The sequence below is a fragment of the Tabrizicola sp. genome (assembly GCF_016792905.1).
Classification (GTDB): domain Bacteria; phylum Pseudomonadota; class Alphaproteobacteria; order Rhodobacterales; family Rhodobacteraceae; genus Tabrizicola.
Genome location: NZ_JAEULP010000058.1, coordinates 1 through 18193, shown reverse-complemented (window position 1 = coordinate 18193; position 18193 = coordinate 1). Strand labels below are relative to the sequence as shown.

At 66.4% G+C, this 18193-nt stretch carries 18 protein-coding genes; 11 read left to right on the top strand and 7 right to left on the bottom strand.

Going from position 1 to position 18193, the window contains the following annotated elements:
- Nucleotides 1-44 precede the first annotated feature (44 nt).
- Nucleotides 45-2342, top strand: coding sequence for a Tex family protein (locus JNL31_RS12345; RefSeq protein ID WP_294973643.1), 2298 nt, complete (start codon nt 45-47; stop codon nt 2340-2342).
- Between the two features lie 80 nt (nt 2343-2422).
- Here the strand turns inward: JNL31_RS12345 and JNL31_RS12340 are convergent, their stop codons facing one another.
- From JNL31_RS12340 to JNL31_RS12330, 3 genes are all read right to left on the bottom strand, one after another.
- Nucleotides 2423-4630 carry an RNA degradosome polyphosphate kinase gene (locus JNL31_RS12340; protein ID WP_294973641.1) on the bottom strand — a complete coding sequence of 736 codons (2208 nt, stop codon included), beginning with the start codon at nt 4628-4630 and terminating at the stop codon, nt 2423-2425.
- Between the two features lie 89 nt (nt 4631-4719).
- Nucleotides 4720-5376: a chromosomal replication initiator DnaA gene (locus JNL31_RS12335; RefSeq protein WP_294973640.1), complete on the bottom strand. Its 657-nt coding sequence runs from the start codon at nt 5374-5376 to the stop codon at nt 4720-4722.
- On the bottom strand, nt 5373-6524 hold the full coding sequence (locus tag JNL31_RS12330) for an AI-2E family transporter (RefSeq protein ID WP_294973638.1): 1152 nt from the start codon (nt 6522-6524) through the stop codon (nt 5373-5375). Before JNL31_RS12330 ends, JNL31_RS12335 begins: the two co-directional genes overlap by 4 nt.
- Nucleotides 6525-6747: 223 nt before the next feature.
- Here JNL31_RS12330 and JNL31_RS12325 point away from each other — a divergent pair, with 223 nt between their 5' ends.
- Genes JNL31_RS12325 through JNL31_RS12315 form a run of 3 tightly spaced genes read left to right on the top strand, consistent with a single transcriptional unit; the run spans nt 6748 to nt 8193 of the window.
- The gene (locus JNL31_RS12325; protein WP_294973635.1) at nt 6748-7011 is read left to right on the top strand and encodes a PepSY domain-containing protein; all 264 of its coding nucleotides are present in this window, start codon (nt 6748-6750) and stop codon (nt 7009-7011) included.
- Between the two features lies 1 nt (nt 7012).
- Nucleotides 7013-7669 carry a cytochrome b/b6 domain-containing protein gene (locus tag JNL31_RS12320; RefSeq protein WP_294973633.1) on the top strand — a complete coding sequence of 219 codons (657 nt, stop codon included), beginning with the start codon at nt 7013-7015 and terminating at the stop codon, nt 7667-7669.
- Between the two features lie 41 nt (nt 7670-7710).
- Entirely contained in the window at nt 7711-8193 is a 483-nt protein-coding gene (locus JNL31_RS12315; protein ID WP_294973631.1) for a helix-turn-helix transcriptional regulator, read from the top strand.
- Nucleotides 8194-8197: 4 nt separating this feature from the next.
- On the opposite strand, the gene JNL31_RS12310 is transcribed toward JNL31_RS12315, so the two are convergent.
- Together JNL31_RS12310 and JNL31_RS12305 are read right to left on the bottom strand one after the other, a co-directional pair.
- The gene (locus JNL31_RS12310) at nt 8198-8974 is read right to left on the bottom strand and encodes a carbohydrate ABC transporter permease (RefSeq protein WP_294973629.1); all 777 of its coding nucleotides are present in this window, start codon (nt 8972-8974) and stop codon (nt 8198-8200) included.
- The gene (locus JNL31_RS12305) at nt 8971-9819 is read right to left on the bottom strand and encodes a carbohydrate ABC transporter permease (protein WP_294973627.1); all 849 of its coding nucleotides are present in this window, start codon (nt 9817-9819) and stop codon (nt 8971-8973) included. The genes JNL31_RS12310 and JNL31_RS12305 overlap by 4 nt, the downstream gene beginning before the upstream one ends.
- A 121-nt stretch (nt 9820-9940) precedes the next feature.
- Here JNL31_RS12305 and JNL31_RS12300 point away from each other — a divergent pair, with 121 nt between their 5' ends.
- From JNL31_RS12300 to JNL31_RS12270, 7 genes are all read left to right on the top strand, one after another.
- Nucleotides 9941-10582 (top strand): BrnA antitoxin family protein, encoded by a 642-nt coding sequence (locus JNL31_RS12300; protein ID WP_294973625.1) that lies wholly within the window; start codon nt 9941-9943, stop codon nt 10580-10582.
- Nucleotides 10583-10724: 142 nt separating this feature from the next.
- The gene (gene proS, locus JNL31_RS12295; RefSeq protein ID WP_294973624.1) at nt 10725-12062 is read left to right on the top strand and encodes a proline--tRNA ligase; all 1338 of its coding nucleotides are present in this window, start codon (nt 10725-10727) and stop codon (nt 12060-12062) included.
- Nucleotides 12062-12625: a DUF998 domain-containing protein gene (locus tag JNL31_RS12290; RefSeq protein ID WP_294973622.1), complete on the top strand. Its 564-nt coding sequence runs from the start codon at nt 12062-12064 to the stop codon at nt 12623-12625. The genes proS and JNL31_RS12290 overlap by 1 nt, the downstream gene beginning before the upstream one ends.
- Nucleotides 12626-12636: 11 nt before the next feature.
- Nucleotides 12637-13218, top strand: a complete 582-nt coding sequence (locus JNL31_RS12285) for a DUF998 domain-containing protein (RefSeq protein WP_294973620.1) — start codon at nt 12637-12639, stop codon at nt 13216-13218.
- A gap of 20 nt (nt 13219-13238) precedes the next feature.
- Nucleotides 13239-13886: a dihydrofolate reductase family protein gene (locus JNL31_RS12280; protein WP_294973619.1), complete on the top strand. Its 648-nt coding sequence runs from the start codon at nt 13239-13241 to the stop codon at nt 13884-13886.
- A 15-nt stretch (nt 13887-13901) separates the two neighbouring features.
- Nucleotides 13902-14558 carry a ThuA domain-containing protein gene (locus tag JNL31_RS12275; RefSeq protein ID WP_294973618.1) on the top strand — a complete coding sequence of 219 codons (657 nt, stop codon included), beginning with the start codon at nt 13902-13904 and terminating at the stop codon, nt 14556-14558.
- Nucleotides 14559-14641: 83 nt separating this feature from the next.
- On the top strand, nt 14642-15301 hold the full coding sequence (locus JNL31_RS12270) for a hemolysin III family protein (RefSeq protein WP_294973616.1): 660 nt from the start codon (nt 14642-14644) through the stop codon (nt 15299-15301).
- A 252-nt stretch (nt 15302-15553) separates the two neighbouring features.
- On the opposite strand, the gene JNL31_RS12265 is transcribed toward JNL31_RS12270, so the two are convergent.
- A complete protein-coding gene (locus JNL31_RS12265; protein WP_294973615.1) occupies nt 15554-16414 on the bottom strand; it encodes an FkbM family methyltransferase in 861 nt (286 codons plus the stop codon).
- Between the two features lie 90 nt (nt 16415-16504).
- On the bottom strand, nt 16505-18193 hold a 1689-nt coding region (locus tag JNL31_RS12260; RefSeq protein ID WP_294973614.1), incomplete at its 5' end, for a DNA topoisomerase IV subunit B.

The window sequence follows — 18193 nt, the reverse complement described above, 5'->3', positions numbered from 1 at the left end:
CCGGGCCGGGGCTAAGGTGCCCGCCCCGAGTGACGAGGATTCGCATGAGCCTGACCCAGATCCCCCGCCTGATCGCCACGGAAATCGGGGCGACGCCTGCGCAGGTGACTTCCGCGGTGGAGTTGCTCGACGGCGGCGCGACGGTGCCCTTCATCGCGCGCTATCGCAAGGAAGTGACGGGGGGGCTGGACGACACGCAGCTGCGCAAGCTGGAGGAGCGCTTGGGCTACCTGCGCGAGCTGGAGACGCGGCGGGGGGCGATTGTCGGCTCGATCACCGAGCAGGGCAAGATGACCGATGCGCTGGCCAAGTCCATCGCCGGGGCGGTGACGAAGGCGGAGCTGGAGGACATCTATCTGCCCTACAAGCCCAAGCGCCGGACCAAGGCGATGATCGCGCGCGAGGCGGGGTTGCAGGGGCTGGTGGAGGCGATCCTTGCAGATCGGGCGGCGGAGCCGGTGGCGCTGGCGGGCGGGTTCCTGTCGGAAGGGTTCCCCGATGCGAAGGCCGCGCTGGAGGGGGCGCGGGACATCGTGGCGGAAGGGTTGAGCGAGGATGCCGCGCTGCTGGGACGGCTGCGCGACCACATGCGCAAGGCGGGAAAGCTGGCGGCGAAGGTGGTCGCGGGGAAAGAGGCGGCGGGGGCGAAGTTCTCGGATTATTTCGCGCATACCGAGGAGTTTTCGCGGGTGCCCTCGCACCGGGCACTGGCGATGTTCCGGGGGCGGAATGAGGAAGTCCTGACGCTGGACCTTGAAGTTGATGCCGAGGCCCCGCGCGGGGAAAGCCCGGCGGAGCGCGCCTGTGGCGCGGCGGTGGGGGCTGGCGGTCAGGGCGCGGGGGACAAATGGCTGCGCGAGGCGGCGGCCTGGGCCTGGCGGGTGAAGCTGAAGACCTCGCTGACGCTGGACCTGATGGCCGAGTTGCGCGAGGCGGCGGAGGCCGAGGCGATCCGGGTCTTTGCGCGGAACCTGAAGGATTTGCTGCTGGCGGCTCCGGCGGGGGGCAAGGCGACGATGGGGCTGGACCCCGGCATCCGCACCGGCGTGAAGGTGGCGGTTGTGGATGCGACGGGCAAGCTGGTGGCGACGGACACGGTCTATCCGTTCCAGCCGAAGAACGACCTGCGCGGCGCGCAGGTGGCGATTGCCAAGGCGATCGGGCAGCATGGCGTGAAGCTGATCGCCATCGGCAACGGCACGGCCAGCCGCGAGACCGAGAAGCTGGTCGGCGACCTACTGGCGCTGCTGCCCGGGCCGGAGAAGCCGGTGAAGGTGGTGGTCTCGGAAGCCGGGGCATCGGTCTATTCTGCCAGCGAACTGGCGGCACGGGAGTTTCCGGGGCTGGACGTGTCCTTGCGGGGGGCGGTCAGCATTGCCCGGCGCTTGCAGGACCCGCTGGCGGAACTGGTGAAGATCGAGCCGAAGGCGATCGGCGTCGGCCAGTACCAGCATGACGTGGACCAGCATCGCCTCGCGAAGTCGCTGGACGCGGTGGTGGAAGATGCGGTGAACGGGGTCGGGGTGGACCTGAACACCGCCTCGGCGCCCTTGCTGGCGCGGGTGTCGGGCGTGGGGCCGGGGCTGGCCGAAGCCATCGTCGCACACCGGGATCAGAACGGGCCGTTCGGGACGCGGAAGGATCTGCTCAAGGTCGCGCGGCTGGGGCCGAAGGCCTTTGAGCAGGCGGCGGGGTTCCTGCGGATTTCGGGCGGGAAGGAGCCGCTGGATGCCTCCTCCGTCCACCCGGAAGCCTATGACGTGGCGCGGAAGATCGTCGCGGCCTGCGGGCGGGACATCCGCGCGCTGATGGGCGACGGGGCAGTGTTGAAGATGCTGAACCCGGCGCGTTTCGTCGATGACCGCTTCGGGTTGCCCACGGTGAAGGACATCCTGGCGGAGCTGGAAAAGCCGGGGCGCGACCCGCGGCCTTCGTTCAAGACGGCGACCTTCGCGGAAGGCGTGGAGGAGATCACCGACCTGAAGCCCGGCATGGTGCTGGAGGGCACGGTCACGAACGTCGCTGCCTTCGGGGCCTTTGTCGACATCGGCGTGCATCAGGATGGGCTGGTGCATGTCAGCCAGCTGTCCGACAGCTTCGTGAAGGACCCCCATGCCGTGGTGAAGGCGGGCGACGTGGTCAAGGTCCGCGTGGTGGAGGTGGACGTGCCCCGCAAGCGGATCGGGCTCACGATGAAGTCGGACGGTGGGGCTTCGGCGAAGGATCAGGCACGGGAGCGGGGCGCGGCGCCGTCGAAGCCGGTCAGGGGGCCGATGCAGTCGGGGCCGCAATCCGGCGGGAATGCCTTCGCCGATGCGCTGAAAGGCAAGTTCGGACGATAGGGCGAACCCTGCCGGGGTGTCGGCCGACCCGGACGCAGCCCTACCGAATCTGTTGGAAAACTTCGCCCTGGCCCCGGGTGTCAGCCCTGGCGCGCTGCGGTCGCCCCGACGGCGTCATCGTCCTTGACCGGGATCAGCCGGGGTGCGTCCTTCGCGGCCGTTCCCCGCCCCGACAGCGACGGATTCTGCATGAAGAACTGGTGGCAACTGAACAGTTGCGCCCCCTCGGGCCCCAGATCGCGGGAGTAGCTGCCGTCCGGCGCCAGCACCCAGCTTTGCGCCTCATCGGCAAGGTTCGCCGCCATGATCTGGCTGAGGATCTGGTTTCTGACGGTGGGGTTCAGCGCCTCGACCAGAGTTTCGACCCGGCGCGTCAGGTTCCGCCCCATCCAGTCTGCGCTGGAGAAGAACACTCGCGCCTTCTTGGTCGGCAGGCCGTGGCCGTTGCCGAAGCAGACGATGCGGGAATGTTCGAGGAACCGCCCGACGATGGACTTGACCCGGATGTTCTCGCTGAGGCCCTTCACCCCTGGGCGGAGCCCGCAGATGCCGCGCACGACAAGGCTGATCTTCACCCCCGCCTGGCTGGCCGCGTATAGCGCGTCGATCACGTCGGGCTCGATGATCGAGTTCATCTTGGCCCAGATTTCCGCCGGACGGCCCGCGCGGGCATGTTCCGCCTCGGCCGCGATCATCGCCAGAAGGCGCGGCTTCAGGGTGATCGGACTGATCGCTAGGTTTTCCAGCCCCTCGGGCTGCACATAGCCGGAGAGGTAGTTGAAGACCTTGGTTGCATCGCGCCCCAGCGCCGGATCGCAGGTGAAGAACGACAGGTCGGTATAGATGCGCGCGGTGATCGGGTGGTAGTTGCCGGTGCCGTAATGGGTGTAGGTGACAAGGTGGTCGCCCTCGCGGCGGACGACCGTGCTGATCTTGGCATGGGTCTTGTAGTTGACGAAGCCGTAGACGACATGAGCGCCCGCGCGTTCCAGGCGGCGGCTTTGCCGGATGTTCGCCGCCTCGTCGAAGCGGGCCTTCAGTTCCACCAGCGCCGTCACCGATTTCCCAGCCTCCGCCGCCTCGCAGAGTGCGGTGACGACCGGGCTGTCCCATGAGGTCCGGTAGAGGGTCTGCTTGATCGCCAGCACGTTCGGATCGGTTGCCGCCTGTTGCAGGAAGCGGATCACCATGTCGAAGGTCTCATAGGGGTGATGCAGCAGCATGTCCTTCTGCCGGATCGCGGCGAACATGTCGCCCTCGTGGTCCTGCACCCGTTCCGGCACGCGGGGGGTGAAGGGCGGCCACATCAGATCCTTGCGCGAGGCGAGGATCAGTTCCTTCAGGTCGGCCACGCCCAGAAGACCCTTGACCTCCACCACCTCGTCCTCGGTGACGGCAAGCTCCTCCATGATCAGCGCACGCAAGGATTCCGGGGCACCTGCGGACAGCTTCAGCCGGATCACCTCGCCCCGGCGGCGGCGCTTCAAGGCGGTCTCGAATTCCCGGACCAGGTCTTCCGCCTCGTCCTCGACTTCAAGGTCGCTGTCGCGCAGCACGCGGAAGGTGCAATGGCCGCGGTCGGCATAGCCGGGGAAGAGCATGTTGAGGTGCAGCAGGAGAAGCTCCTCCAGCGGCAGGAAGCGATGCTCGCCCTCTTTCCCCGGCAGGGGCACGAAGCGGGCGATCTGCTGCGGGATCGGCAGGAGCGCCTTCAACTGGCGGCGGTCAACGGTGCGCTCCAGTTCCAACGCCAGCGAGAAGCCGGTGTTCGGGATGAACGGGAATGGGTGGGCCGGGTCGATGGCAAGCGGCGACAGCACCGGAAAGACATTGGTCAGGAAGTGGCCTTCCAGGAACTTCAGGTCGCGCGCCGTCAGTTTCGGGCGGGCGACAAGGGTGATACCCTCGGCCTCCATCTCTTTCCGCAGGCGGTTGAAGGTGGTCTGCTGGGTCTGCATCAGCCGCCGTGCTTCGGCGTTGATCAGTTGCAACTGCTCCGCCGGGCTGCGGCCATCCTCCGACAGCGTCGCATTGCCGTTCCTGACCAGCGCCCGCAGGCCCGCCACGCGGACGGTGTAGAATTCGTCCAGGTTGGTGGCCGAGATCGACAGGAAGCGCAGCCGTTCCAGAAGCGGAACGGCGGGGTTCGCGGCTTCCTCCAGGACACGCCAGTTGAAGGCGAGCCACGAAAGTTCGCGATTGAAGAAGCGGCCCGGCCCGGCGGTCTCCGCGAAGGGCAGCTCGACGGGGGCGGGGAAGGGGGAGCGGAGGAAATCGGCCTGAGTCATGGGCGCGCTTATGTCGTGCAGTCTGTGAAACTATTGCGACAGTTAGGCAGCTTGGCCGCAGACTGTCCAGTGAGGCCCGGGGGTCGGGGTCAGTCCTCCCCCAGAATCTCGCCCGCCAGAGCCCGGGTGATCGGGCGTCCCAGTGCCAGCGCGCGGGCATCGAGCGCAGCGACCAGCGCGCGGGCGGCACCGATGCTGCGCGGCATCCGGCTGACCAGATAGGGGATCAGATTCGCGGGCACCGCCACCTGCCGGTCGGCGAAAAGCTTGACCAGCACGGCAGAAAGGAGCGCGTCGTCGGGCGCGTCGAGATGCGCGATCGGCGTGGCCTGCATCCGGCTGACCAGGTCGGGCAAGTGCAGACCCCAGTCGCGTGGCGGTGTACGGGCGGTCAGGAGGAGCGCGCCGGTGGTCGTGACCAGATTGTGCAGGTGGAAAAGCTGTGCCTCGGCGGCCCCGATCCGGTCGGCATCCTCGACCACCACGGCCCGGCCGGAAAGCGAGGCGATGTCGGCGGCGGCCAACGCCTCGGCGGACAGGATCACCGCATCGGCCAGCGCGGCCCAGACATGCGCGAGATGGGTTTTCCCCGCCCCGTCCGGCCCGACGACCAGCAATTTGCGCCCCGGCCAGTTTCGCCAGTCCTCCACCGCCTGCAAGGCCAGCGCGTTCGAGGGCGCGACGAAGAAATGCTCCCGCGTCATCGCTTCCGCGCTGGGCAGGTCAAAGGCCAGCTGGCGGCTCACGCGCCCGGATCCGCTCTGCCGGACGCGGGCTTGCGGCTGCGCCTGGACTTCGGCGCCTCGGGTGCGGTGGTGAAGCTTGGCGTCGGCGTGGGCAGGCCCGCCTTGCCCTGATACAGCAGGCTTGCCCGGTAGCGTTCCATTGCGAAGCGCGTCAGCACACCGATGGACGCCGCGACCGGCACCGCAATCAGCATGCCGACGAATCCGAAGACCGTGCCGAAGGCCGAAAGCGCGAACAGAAGCCAGACCGGATGCAGACCGACCGACTTGCCCACCAGGCGCGGGGTCAGGATGTTGCCTTCCATGAACTGCCCGACCGCGAAGATCGCGGCGACAATGCCGATCTGGAACCAGTCGCCCCAGAACTGGAACAGCGCAAGACCTATGGCCAGCGCGCCACCGACCAGCGCGCCGACATAGGGGATGAAGGTGATCGTCCCGGCAATCGCGCCGACAATCAGGCCGAATTGCAGCCCCGCAAGCATCAGCGCCACGGCATAGTAGGTGCCAAGCACCAGGCAGACCGAGACCTGCCCCCGCACGAAGCCCGCCAGCACCGCGTCGATCTCGCGCGCAAGGCGGCGGATCGTGGGGGCATGGTCCAGGGGAAGCATGCTGTCGACCCGCGCCACCATGTCGTCCCAGTCGAGGAGCAGGTAGAAGGCCACGACCGGCACCACGACGATGAAGAGGACGATGGAGATCACCCCCAGGGCCGAGGTCAGCACACCCTCGGCCAGGTCCGCGCCGCGTTCCTGGATCGCCTGGCCGATCCGGGTCAGGGTCTGCCGGATGGTCGAGGTCGAATCGGCCAGGTCCGGGAAACGCTCCAGCAGGAAATTCTGCAATTTCCGGGCGATGTCGGGCGCGGCATTGACCAGCGCGGTCAACTGGTCGACCAGGGTCGGGATCACCGCCAGCACCAGCAGCACGAACAGCAGGAGCGCGACCAGCGAGATGACCGCAGTCGCCGCGGCGCGGTTCAGGCCCGCCCGCTCCAGCCGGTCGGCGACGGGATCGAGGAAATAGGCGATCGCCCCGCCGACGATGAAGGGCAGCAGCACGTCGCCCAGGAACCAGATCGCCAGGAAGAACACCGCCGCCGCGATGCCCCAGTAGCGAAGCTGGTGTGAAGTCGGCAGCGCCATCAGCAGGTTCCTTCCCTTTGACCCCCATATCGCCCGGACCCGCGCACCCGCGCAAGGGGCGCGACGGGCGAAAGGCCGCTGTCAGCATGCGCTTAGGCGGGGGGCGGTAAGCGTCGCCGGGATGGCGCCCGCCCGGAAAAGCCGGGAAGTGCAACGGCATCCGGGGCGCCGTGCCCCGGCCCGGCCAGCCCGAAAGCGGCAGGCCCAAGCGAAAGGCAAGACCATGAAACTGAAGCTTCTCTCCATCCTCGCATTCATCTCGCTGCCGATGGGCGCGATGGCGATGCCCGTTGTCGGCGACATGATCGGCACCGATCCGGAAACCGCCAAGGCCGCGCTGGAAAAGGCCGGTTGCCCGGTGGACGAGTTCGAGGCCGAGGACGGCAAGATCGAGGCCAAGTGCACCGACACCGCCACCAGCAAGGCGATGGAAGTCTACATCGACCCGGCGACCGGCAAGGTTGCTGACATCAAGTCGGAAGACTGACATGGCTTCCCCCCGGACCCGCAGCATCGCGCCCCCCGTCGCCCCTCCCGACCTCTGGGACCCCGTCGTGCGCCTGACCCATTGGGGGGTCGCGGTCGCGGTCCTGCTCAATGCGCTGGTGACAAAGGGCGGCAGCCTGACCCATGTCTCGCTGGGCTGGCTGGTCATGGCGCTGCTTCTGCTTCGGCTGGTCTGGGGGGTGCTTGGCCCGGCCGAGGCGCGGTTCTCGGCCTTCCCGCCGAACCCTGTCGCAGCCGCCCGCCACCTCCGGCAACTCCTGTCCGGGCAGCCGGGATACTACTCGTCGCACAATCCGGCAGGGGCGCTGATGGTCTATGTATTCTGGGCGGCGCTTGCCGTGGTGACGGCCACCGGCCTGATCCTGACCGGCGGCGCGACACCGATGCGGGTGGCCGCCGAGAAGGCAGCGGTTGCATCCGGCGACTGGTCTGCTTTGATCGTGAAAAGCGACGGCGAATCTTCGGACGACGAGGACAAGGGCCTTCGCCACACGGCTGAAGAGGTGCATGAAGTGGCCGCAAACCTGTTGTTGTTCCTGGCAGCGCTGCATGTTGCCGGGGTGGTACTGGAAAGCCGGGCGATGCGGAGGAACCTTGTCAAGCCCATGATCCTGGGCGATGCCCACAGGCGCAAATGACGGGTGCGCCTGACATCCGGTCCGCCGGGCGGCGCCAGACGATGGCGCTTTCGATCTTCCTCCTGATCCAGACGCTGGCTGCGGTGTTCTTCGTCGGCGACGTCATCGGCGATCTGCGCGAGGACCCCGGCTCGGTGCATTTCATCTTCGAGGCCTTCGTCACCGGGACGCTGGTGCTCGGCATCCTGTTCGGCGCCTTCGCGCTGCGTCGCACGATCGAGCTTCTGCGCGCGCAGGACCAGGCGCTCGCCGTGGCGCGCGGCGCCCTGTCCGACGTGATCGACCGCCAGTTCCAGTCCTGGGCACTGACCCCTGCCGAGCGCGACGTCGGATTTCTGGCACTCAAGGGGCTCGACGTGGCGGAGATTGCCGAATTGCGCGGCGCTGCGCAGGGCACGGTCCGGGCGCAGCTGACCCGGATCTACTCCAAGGCGGGCGTGTCCGGGCGCGCCCAGTTCGCCGCCTTCTTCGTGGAAGACCTGCTGGGCGAGGGCGTCCCCACCCAGGTGGCCGAGGCCTCCTGATGCCTCAGGCCCGCAGCGTGAAGCCGCGCGCCAGGTGGTTCCGCACGAACCAGATCATCGCCACCCCCGGCACCAGCGACAGGCAGGTCATCGCCATCACCATGCCGACGTCGGTGCGAAAACTGAACATCGCCTGGATCGCCATGGTGATCGGCTTGCCGCCCGTCACCGTCAGGATGCGGGCGAAGACCACCTCGACCCAGCTGAAGATGAAGCAGAAGAAGGCCGCGACCCCGATCCCCGGGGCAATCTGCGGGACCAGGTGGCGGAAGAAGAAGGACGGGCCGGAATGGCCGTCCAGATAGGCCGTCTCGTCGAATTCTCGCGGGACGGCGCGGATGAAGCTTTCCAGGATCCAGATCGCCACCGGCAGGTTGAAGAGGCAATGCACCAGCGCGATGCCGACGGGCGAATTGACCAGCCCGAACTGGCTGAAGAGGATGAAGATCGGCAGCGACAGCACCACCGGCGGCGTCACCCGGAACACCAGGATCGCCATGAGGAAATGCCGGTCGCCGGTGAAGCGATAGCGCGCCAGGGCATAGGCCGTGGGCAGGCCCAGGGCAATGCACAGGGCAACGTTCAGGCTGACGTAGATGAAGGAATTGACCATCGCCGCGCGCAGCTCCGGCGTCGCCAGCACGCTGCGGTAATTCATCAGCCCGATGGCGCCTTGGGCAGAGCCGTCCTGCGGCAGCGTGGCGGTGAAACTCAGAAGGATCGCCTGCACCAGCGGCAAAAGGATGAAGGTGGCCAGCACCACGACGCCCAGATGCCTCATGCCTCGCGCTCCCGGGTGGCGGCGACGAAGGCCCAGACCACGGCCAGCACGATCAGGAAATACAGCGTCGCCCGCGCGGCGGCCTGACCGTAGGAAAAGCCCTTTATCTCTTCCCCCAGTTCCAGGGACAGGAAGCGCGTGGCGTCGCTTGGTCCCCCGGCGTTGATCGCGAAAGCCTCGGTGTAGATCATGAAGCTGTCGACGAAGCGGAGGAGGAAGACGATGGCCAGTGCCCCCGCGATCTTCGGCAGCTGGATGAAGCGGAACACCGCCCAGCGTGAAGCCCCGTCGATCGCGGCGGCCTGCATGTAGGCAGGCGGGATGGCCGATAGTCCGGCATAGGCCAAGACCACCACGAGCCCCAGCCAGTGCCAGGTGTCGACCGCCAGGATCAGTGTCCAGGTGTGCCAGCCGGTGAACTTCCAGTCGAACCCCACTGCCGCCAGCCCCGGCCCGAGGAGGCCCGTCTTCGCGTCGATCAGCCCAAGCCAGAACATCGGGATCATGTTCCATGGCACCACCAGCGGCAGCGCCACCAGCATCAGCCCCCAGACCGCCCGCTTGCCATAGCTCAGAAGCAGGAGCGCCACGCTGATCCCAAGGGGCACCTGGATCGCCAGGGCAAGGGTGGAAAAGAGGAGGCTTCGTCCCAGCGAGGCGAGGAAGCGGTCGGACTGCAGGATGTCGGTGAACCATTGCAGGCCGACCCAGTAGACATCCTGCAGCGTGAAGATGTCATGGAACCCATAGTTGATCACCGCAAGAAGCGGGAGTGCGCCGACAAGCCCCAGAAGCGTAAGGGCCGGAAGGATCAGCAACCAGGCGCGATTGTCATGCGGGCGCATGGAGGGAAGGGGAGGGCGTAAGGGAAGGGAAGTCAAGGGCGGGGCGGCTATCCGTCACCTTTCGTTAACTATCCTCCGGCTATCCTCTTTCCGGACTCGCCGATTTAATATATGCACATGAATGTGGGACTGGGACGAAGGCAAACGCCAGCGCACGCTGCAGGACCGGGGCATCGACTTTGCCGATGTCGCCCGGTTCGACTTCGAGGCGGCAGAGATCCGGCCCGACCTGCGGCGGGACTACGGCGAGCCGCGATTTCGGGCCATCGGGATGCTGGACGGGCGGCTCCATGTCCTGATCTTCACTCCGCGCGCGGGCGGGGTGCGGGCGCCCGACACCGCGCACATCGTTGATGACCTCCTTCACTCCGCGCGCGGGCGGGGTGCGGGTGATCAGCCTTCGCCGCGCAAATGCAAGGGAGCGCCGGAAATGGCCCGAAAACCCATGATGAATGACACCCAGCCTGGCGTGGCCGAAGAACCGGCCCCCTTCCGCCGCCTGCGCCCCGATGAGCCGGACGACGAAAATCCCGAATGGACCGACGAGGATTTCGCCCGCGCCAAGACGATCTGGGATTTTCCCGAACTGGTGGAAATCTTCCAGAAATCCGGCCAGCTCGGCCGCCGCCCCTTGCCGGAAGATCAGCGCAAGCAGCGGGTCACGCTGTACCTAGACCGGGACGTGCTGGCGCGGCTGAAGGCCGATGGCAGGGGCTGGCAGACCCGTGCCAATGCGGCGCTGCGCAAGGCGCTCGGGCTGTAGTCGGGCTTCTGCGCTTCTCTCAATCCGCAACGCCCCCTTAAGCCGCTCGGTCCGCCTGTCCCCTGTGGACAGCCCCTCGCACCTTGCCTGCCCGCGCCCGACCCGCTAGGAAACGCGGGACCTCATTGCCAAAGGCCCGGACATGCGTCTCTCCCGCTACTTCCTCCCCGTCCTCAAGGAAAACCCCGCCGAGGCCCAGATCGTCAGCCATCGCTACATGCTGCGGGCCGGCATGATCAAGCAGCAGGCGGCGGGCATCTATTCCTGGCTGCCGCTCGGCTACCGGGTGCTGCGGCGGATCGAGGAGATTGTCCATCAAGAGCAGATCCGCGCCGGTCACATCCCGCTCCTGATGCCGACGATCCAGCCCGCCGACCTCTGGCGCGAGTCGGGCCGCTACGGCGACTACGGCGAGGAGATGCTGCGGATCACCGACCGCCAGAAGCGCGAGCTTCTGTACGGCCCGACGAACGAGGAGATGATCACCGACATCTTCCGCGCGCATGTGTCGTCCTACAAGGACCTGCCGCTCACGCTCTACCACATCCAGTGGAAGTTCCGCGACGAGATGCGCCCGCGCTTCGGCGTGATGCGGGGGCGCGAGTTCCTGATGAAGGACGGCTACAACTTCGACGTCGACAAGGACGCCGCGCTGCACGCCTACAACCGCCACATGGTGAGCTACCTGCGGACCTACGAGCGCATGGGCCTGACCGCGATCCCGATGCGGGCAGCCAGTGGGCCCATCGGCGGCGACAACACGCATGAATTCCTGGTGCTGGCCAACACCGGCGAAAGCGAGGTCTTCTACGACGACCGGGTCACGGCGCTGAAGCTTGGCAACCGCGACATCGACTATGATGACCGTGCCCAGGTGGCGGATGTCTGCAAGGAGTTCACCACCCTTTACGCCCGCACCGACGAAACCCACGATGCGGCCGTCTTCGACAAGGTGCCAGAGGCGCACCGCAAGGTCGGGCGCGGCATCGAGGTCGGGCAGATCTTCTACTTCGGCACCAAATATTCCGAGGCGATGGGCGCGGAAGTCGTGACGAAGGAAGGCACCAAGGTTCCGGTCGAGATGGGATCGCACGGGATCGGCGTTTCCCGCCTTCTGGGCGCGATCATCGAGGCGAGCCACGACGACAAGGGCATCATCTGGCCGGAAGGGGTGACGCCTTTCCCGGTCGGGATCGTGAACCTGAAGCAGGGCGACGCGGCGGCGGATGCGGCCTGCGAGGGGCTGTACAAGGCGCTGAAGGCCAAGGGGCTGGAGCCGCTCTACGACGACCGCGACGAACGGGCCGGGGCGAAGTTCGCCACCATGGACCTGATCGGCCTGCCCTGGCGGATCACCGTCGGGCCGCGGGGTCTGGCGAACGGGGTGGTCGAGCTGACCAGCCGCCGGACGGGCGAAAGCGAGGAAGTCAGCCCGGAAGCCGCCGTCGACCGCATCGCGCAGATCTACGCGGGGCGCTGATGGCGCAACTGACGGCGCTGCTTTACGCGGTCAACCTGCTGCTTCTTGTGTCGTTTCACGTCCTGAACCGGCACTACAGCCCGGTTTCGAATGCAGTGTCGGACTATGGTGTCGGCCGGACGGCCAGGCTTTTCCGGGTCTATGTCGTTGTCGGCTCTGTCGCGGCCCTGATGCTGGGCCGCGAGGTCTGGATGGCCAGCCCGGCGGTGCCGCAGGCCGTCGCGTGGTATCTTGTCGCCATGGCGGCGGTGCGGGTCGGCGTCGGCGTCTTTCCGACCGACCTGCCGGGTGCCACCCCGACAAGGGCCGGGCGGATCCATCTGGTCTTCGCGATCCTGACCTTCACCCTTGCCTACATGTCCATCGCCAAGGCCACTCCGTTTCTGGCTGGGGCAGCCCCCGTGCTGCGGCCGCTGCATCTTGCGGCGATGATCGGGCTTGCGGCGGTGGTCGTCAGCATGAAGGGACCCCTTCGGCCGTATTTCGGCATTGCCGAGCGGCTGTTCCTGTTCGCGACCGCCCTCTGGTTCCTCGTCGCGGCCCTGTCCTTCGCAGGCGGCTGAGGGCGGCGGCGATGGAGAAGGTCGCGGCGGCGCTCTACCTCCTAGACCTTCTGTTCCTCCTGGCCTTCCAGGTCCTGAACCGGGACCAGCCCGCCTTTGCCCGCCCGATCAGCGATTACGGACTGGGGCGGACGGCCTCGCTGTTCAAGGTCTACCTGATCGCGGGTTGTATCGCGCCACCGATCCTCGCCTGGCAGGTCCATGTTTCGGGCAATCCGGACTTTCCGATCGCGGTGACGGTTTACCTGGGGCTGGTGGCAGTGGGACGGCTGGGGATCGCACTCTGGCAGAGCGACCCGCAGGACATGCCGCACAGCCGCCGCGGCAACCTGCACCGGGCCGCGACGCTTCTTGCCTTTGCCGCGGCCTACATGGCCGTGGTCGAGGCGACGCCGCAACTGGTGCTGCTGCACGAAGGCGCGCGCTCGCTGGCCGATGAGGTACTGAAGCAGGTCATCAGCGCCGCGTTTCTGGCGGTGGTGCTGACCACCTCGCCCGCCTTGCGACCCTGGTTCGGGCTGGCCGAGCGGGCGTTCCTGTACGCCACAGCGCTCTGGTTTCTGCTGGCCTCGCTGACGCTGCCGCCGCTATGATCGGGCAAACGGAGGCCCCCATGTCCCGCCTTGTCGTCAGGTGCTTTTCCCTCTCGGTCGACGGCTTCGGCGCGGGGCCGGACCAGTCACTGGCCGACCCCCTTGGCAAGGGCGGCATGGCGCTGCACGACTGGGTGTTCAGGACGAAGACCTTCCAGGCGATGCATGGCGCGGGCGGGGGCGAGGCCGACAGCGTGGACGAGGGCTTCGCCGCCGAGGGTTTCCGCAACATCGGCAGCTGGATCCTGGGGCGCAACATGTTCGGCCCGATCCGTGGACCCTGGCCGGATGAGGAGTGGAAAGGCTGGTGGGGCGACGAGCCGCCCTATCACTGCCCGGTCTTCGTCCTGACCCATTTCCCGCGGGCCGATCTGGTGATGGCGGGCGGCACCACTTTCCATTTCGAGACCGGCGGGCTTGAGGACGCACTGGCTCGGGCCAAGGCGGCGGCGGGCGGCAAGGATGTGCGGCTGGGTGGCGGGGTCGCGACCCTGCGCGAAGCCTTCCGGGGCCGACACATCGACGAGGCGCATTTCGCCGTCTCGCCCGTGCTTCTGGGCCGCGGCGAGGCCGTGATCCAGGGCCTTGACCTGCCTGCGCTCGGCTACCGGGTCGCGCGGCAGGTGGCGGGGGAGGGTGCAAGCCATGTCGTCATCGGGCGGGCCTGAGCGAAGGGGATTGGCATGAGCAAGGCACTGATCACCTGGGGCGGCTGGGACGGGCATGAGCCGGACAAGGTAGCGGCCCTTTTCGCGGGCTGGCTGCGCGAGGCGGGGATGGCGGTGGACCTCACCGACAGCTTGTCCTGCTTCGATGATCCCAAGACGTTGGCGACGATGGACCTGATCGTCCCGGTCTGGACCATGTCGCGGATCGGCAAGGAGCAGGCCCTGAACGCCTGCGCGGCGGTGGCTTCGGGCACCGGGATCGCGGGGTGTCACGGCGGCATGTGCGATGCCTTCCGCGAGAATGTCGACTGGCAGTTCATGACCGGCGCGCAGTGGGTGGCGCATCCGGGGAATGATGGGGTGGAGTATGGGGTCCGGATCCTCTCGGACGACCCGCTGGTGGCGGGGGTCGGGGACTTTGTTGTGAAGACCGAACAGTACTACCTGCATGTCGACCCGGCGGTAAAGGTCCATGCCGTCTGCGATTTTCCGGTGGTGGCGGGCCCCCATGCGGTGAACGGGCCGGTGGCGATGCCGGTCGTGTTCACCAAGGGCTACGGCGCGGGCCGGGTCTATTACAACGCGCTTGGCCACCAGAAAGCGGTGATCGACCACGGCCCGGCGGCCGAACTGATGCGACGCGGGTTGCTCTGGGCCGTCCGCCGGGCGTGACGCCACGTCACGGCTTCGAGCGTGCCTGCGCTGTGGCAAAGTCAGGTCATGCTTTCGCAACATTTGCCTGCCAGACTGACGCCATGACCCTGCAAGCCGATCATTACCGCATGCTGAAACGCGAGCTTTCGCTGGGCGAGCTCCTGGCCGACGGGATCGTGCATGCGCTGGCGCTTCTGGCCGGGCTGATCGCCTTTCCGCTTCTCCTGTTCCACGGGCTTCAGACTGCGGGGATCGGCACCTTCGCGGCGCTGACGGTCTATGCGGGCGGTTTCTTCCTGATGTGGGGCTTTTCGCTGGCCTACAACATGACGCCCCCTTCGGCGCTGAAATGGCTGCTGCGTCGGTTCGACCATTCGATGATCTATGTGATGATCGCCGGGACCTATACCGCCGTGATCCCGCATCTGGCGGGCGCCTGGCCCTGGGCGCTGGGGGCGGTGGTCTGGACCGGGGCGGCGCTCGGCATCCTGGTCAAGGTGGTGCTGCCGGGGCGCTATGACCGGCTGTCGATCCTGGCCTATGTGATGCTGGGCTGGGTCGGGATCATCGCCATCGGCCCGGTGGCGGCGGCGCTGCCTGCGGTGTCGCTCTGGCTTCTGGTCGCGGGCGGGGCGACCTATGTGGCGGGGGTGGGATTTTATGTCTGGGAGCGGCTGCGGTTCCAGAACGCGATCTGGCACGGGTTTGTCGCGGTGGCGGCGGGGCTGCATTTCGCGGCGGTGGCGGTGGCGGTGGGGTGATCTGGACCGAACGTCGAACGCCCAAGCACACCCGCGAGGACTGTGAGGAGGCGCCTGTCCGACGGGGTGCGAAGCTGACCGCGAGCGGCACGCAGGGGTGAGACGGATGAGACAAACAGTCCTGTGGACCGTTTTCCCACCGAATGCCCGAGGCCGCTGCCGAGGGCCGGAAGGGACGGCGCGGTCAGATTTGCCTTGAGCAAATCTGACGGGGAGGGCGAGTTTGGTGGGTTGGCGCCCACCCTTTGCTTCCTATTCCCGAGTTTTCCTGAAAACCGTTCCCCGGAGCAATGCCACATAATCCGCTGTATCACCGGACTGCACCACATTTCGCCGGACGAGTTCGCCAAGGCAGCGGAACACCAGATCGTAGGAATGGAGAACTGCATCGGCAAGAATCGCCATGTGTTGCAGCGTATCGACGGACAAGCTTTCCATGCTGACCGGGCTGCGCAGGAAGGCGATGTCGGCAACCGTGGCTTGAGAAGGCTTGATAGGCAGCTTTTCCGCGAGGTCTGTCGGATAGCCGAGGTGATGCGCACTTGTCTCCACAATCTTATGCGCCAGGAATCCCTGCGCCTCGAGTTCTTCCTGGATCGCACCGAACGAGGGTTGATCTTTGTAGTAGCGGACTATCGGAATTTCAGTCTGAACAAGGGCTGCGGTCGCAAGCTTGCTCCTGGCATTCTGGAAGACAGCCAATTCCCCGCCTTGGATGTCGATCTTGAGAAAGTCGACTTGCTCGATTTCATCAAGATCATCGAGGCGGTGCGTTTCCATCGGAACGCGCTGATGCACTTCGATGGCGCGGCGCCACCAGGGATTGAGGTATCTGGCAATCCATGGATCCGGCTCCAGAATCGATACCAGACCGCTGTTCTTCGTCACGTGCAGGGTTTCGGTCGCACCTTTGCCAATCGCATAGGGCAAGTAGGTTTCGTTAGGGCCAGCGGCCTTTACCAGGGCTTCCAGGGCTTCGGGTTGCGGTTCGAAGCCGATGATGTGCGCCACGCCCGATTTGCGCAGTTGAGCGTAGACTGGCGTGCCGTTGAAGGGGTTTGCGCCGACGTCGACCACGACTGTCTTGCGGGTCGCCTGAACCAGCTTGTGCAACGCTCTTATACGGTCAATTGGGCGCACGATGTACCATCTGCCTATGAGCCAGGGTTTGAAGTTTCAGGCGTTGGCAGGGGTAGAATGCAATCACACATCCAGCTCCTCCACAAACCGCGCGTTCTCCTGGATGTATTGGAAGCGTAGCTCCGGCTTCTTGCCCATCAGGCGCTCCACGAGGTCGGAGGTGTCCCCCGGTTCGTCCTCATCGATCGACACCCGGATCAGCTTGCGGGTGGCGGGGTTCATCGTGGTGTCCTTCAGGTCCTTGGCGTCCATCTCGCCCAGGCCCTTGAAGCGCTGGACGTCGATCTTGCCTTTGCCGCCGAGGCCCTTCGCCAGCCACGCCTCTTTCTCGGCATCGTCGGCGACGTACATCCGGCGGGCGCCTTGGGTCAGGCGATACAAGGGCGGGCAGGCGAGGTAGAGGTGGCCCTTGTCGATCAGCGGGCGCATCTGGGTGAAGAAGAAGGTCATCAGCAGGCTCGCGATATGCGCGCCGTCGACGTCGGCGTCGGTCATGATGATGATCTTTTCATAGCGCAGGTCGTCGAGCTTGAAGCGGGTACCCATGCCGGTGCCAAGCGCCTCACACAGGTCGCGGATTTCGGCGTTTTCGTTCAGCTTGGCGGAGGCCGCGCCGAGGACGTTCAGGATCTTGCCCTTGAGGGGGAGGAGGGCCTGCGTCTCTCGGTTGCGGGCGCCCTTGGCGGAGCCGCCGGCAGAGTCGCCTTCGACGATGAAAAGCTCCGTCCCTTCGCGGTTCTTGGCGGAGCAGTCGGTGAGTTTGCCGGGCAGGCGCAGTTTCTTGGTGGCGGTCTTGCGCTGGGTTTCCTTTTCCTCACGCCGACGCAGGCGTTCTTCGGCGCGCAGGACGAGGAAATCGAGGATCGCACCGGCGGATTTCGGGTCGGCGGCGAGCCAGGTGTCGAAATGGTCGCGGACGGCGTTTTCGACCCATTTGGCGGCTTCCTCGGTCGAGAGCCGGTCCTTGGTCTGGCCGACGAACTGCGGCTCGCGGATGAAGATCGAGAGGAGCGCGCAGCCGCCGGTGAGGAGGTCGTCGCGGGTGATCTGGTCGGCTTTGCGGTTCTTGACGCGTTCCCCATAGGCGCGGATGCCTTTCAGGATCGCGGCCCAGAACCCGGCCTCATGCGTGCCGCCTTCCGGCGTGGGGACGGTGTTGCAGTAGGAATGCAGGTAGCCGTCCTGGGCGGGGGTCCAGTTGATCGCCCATTCAACCGAGCCGGGGACCTGGTATTTCTCCTCGAAGCTTACCCGTCCGGCGAAGGGTCGTTCTGAGTAGGTGGTGACCTTGCGGAGGCTCTCGTTCAGGAAGTCGGCAAGGCCGCCGGGGAAGTGGAAGGTCGCCTCTTGCGGGGTCTCGCCGTCGTTTACAGCGGATTTCCAGCGGATTTCCACGCCCGAGAAGAGATAGGCCTTGGACCGCGCCATCTTGTAGAGGCGGGCGGGTTTCAACGTCTGGTGGCCGAAGATCTCCGGGTCGGGGTGGAAGGTGACGGTGGTACCGCGGCGGTTCTGGGTGGGGCCGAGCCTCTCGACGGGACCCTGGGGGATGCCGCGGGAGAAGGATTGCTCGTAAAGCTCGCGGTCGCGGGCGACCTGGACCACCATCAGGTCGGAGAGGGCGTTGACGACCGAGGAGCCGACGCCGTTGAGGCCGCCGGAGGTGGAGTAGGCCTTGGCGTTGAACTTGCCGCCGGCGTGGAGGGTGCAGAGGATGACCTCGAGCGCGGATTTGCCGGGGAATTTGGGGTG

Coding starts and splice junctions, on each gene's coding strand:
- JNL31_RS12345 (WP_294973643.1), top strand. CDS start 45: ATGAGCCTGACCCAGATCCCCCGCCTGATCGCCACGGAAATCGGGGCG.
- JNL31_RS12340 (WP_294973641.1), bottom strand. CDS start 4,630: ATGACTCAGGCCGATTTCCTCCGCTCCCCCTTCCCCGCCCCCGTCGAG.
- JNL31_RS12330 (WP_294973638.1), bottom strand. CDS start 6,524: ATGGCGCTGCCGACTTCACACCAGCTTCGCTACTGGGGCATCGCGGCG.
- JNL31_RS12325 (WP_294973635.1), top strand. CDS start 6,748: ATGAAACTGAAGCTTCTCTCCATCCTCGCATTCATCTCGCTGCCGATG.
- JNL31_RS12320 (WP_294973633.1), top strand. CDS start 7,013: ATGGCTTCCCCCCGGACCCGCAGCATCGCGCCCCCCGTCGCCCCTCCC.
- JNL31_RS12315 (WP_294973631.1), top strand. CDS start 7,711: ATGGCGCTTTCGATCTTCCTCCTGATCCAGACGCTGGCTGCGGTGTTC.
- JNL31_RS12310 (WP_294973629.1), bottom strand. CDS start 8,974: ATGAGGCATCTGGGCGTCGTGGTGCTGGCCACCTTCATCCTTTTGCCG.
- JNL31_RS12305 (WP_294973627.1), bottom strand. CDS start 9,819: ATGCGCCCGCATGACAATCGCGCCTGGTTGCTGATCCTTCCGGCCCTT.
- JNL31_RS12300 (WP_294973625.1), top strand. CDS start 9,941: ATGTGGGACTGGGACGAAGGCAAACGCCAGCGCACGCTGCAGGACCGG.
- proS (WP_294973624.1), top strand. CDS start 10,725: ATGCGTCTCTCCCGCTACTTCCTCCCCGTCCTCAAGGAAAACCCCGCC.
- JNL31_RS12290 (WP_294973622.1), top strand. CDS start 12,062: ATGGCGCAACTGACGGCGCTGCTTTACGCGGTCAACCTGCTGCTTCTT.
- JNL31_RS12285 (WP_294973620.1), top strand. CDS start 12,637: ATGGAGAAGGTCGCGGCGGCGCTCTACCTCCTAGACCTTCTGTTCCTC.
- JNL31_RS12280 (WP_294973619.1), top strand. CDS start 13,239: ATGTCCCGCCTTGTCGTCAGGTGCTTTTCCCTCTCGGTCGACGGCTTC.
- JNL31_RS12275 (WP_294973618.1), top strand. CDS start 13,902: ATGAGCAAGGCACTGATCACCTGGGGCGGCTGGGACGGGCATGAGCCG.
- JNL31_RS12270 (WP_294973616.1), top strand. CDS start 14,642: ATGACCCTGCAAGCCGATCATTACCGCATGCTGAAACGCGAGCTTTCG.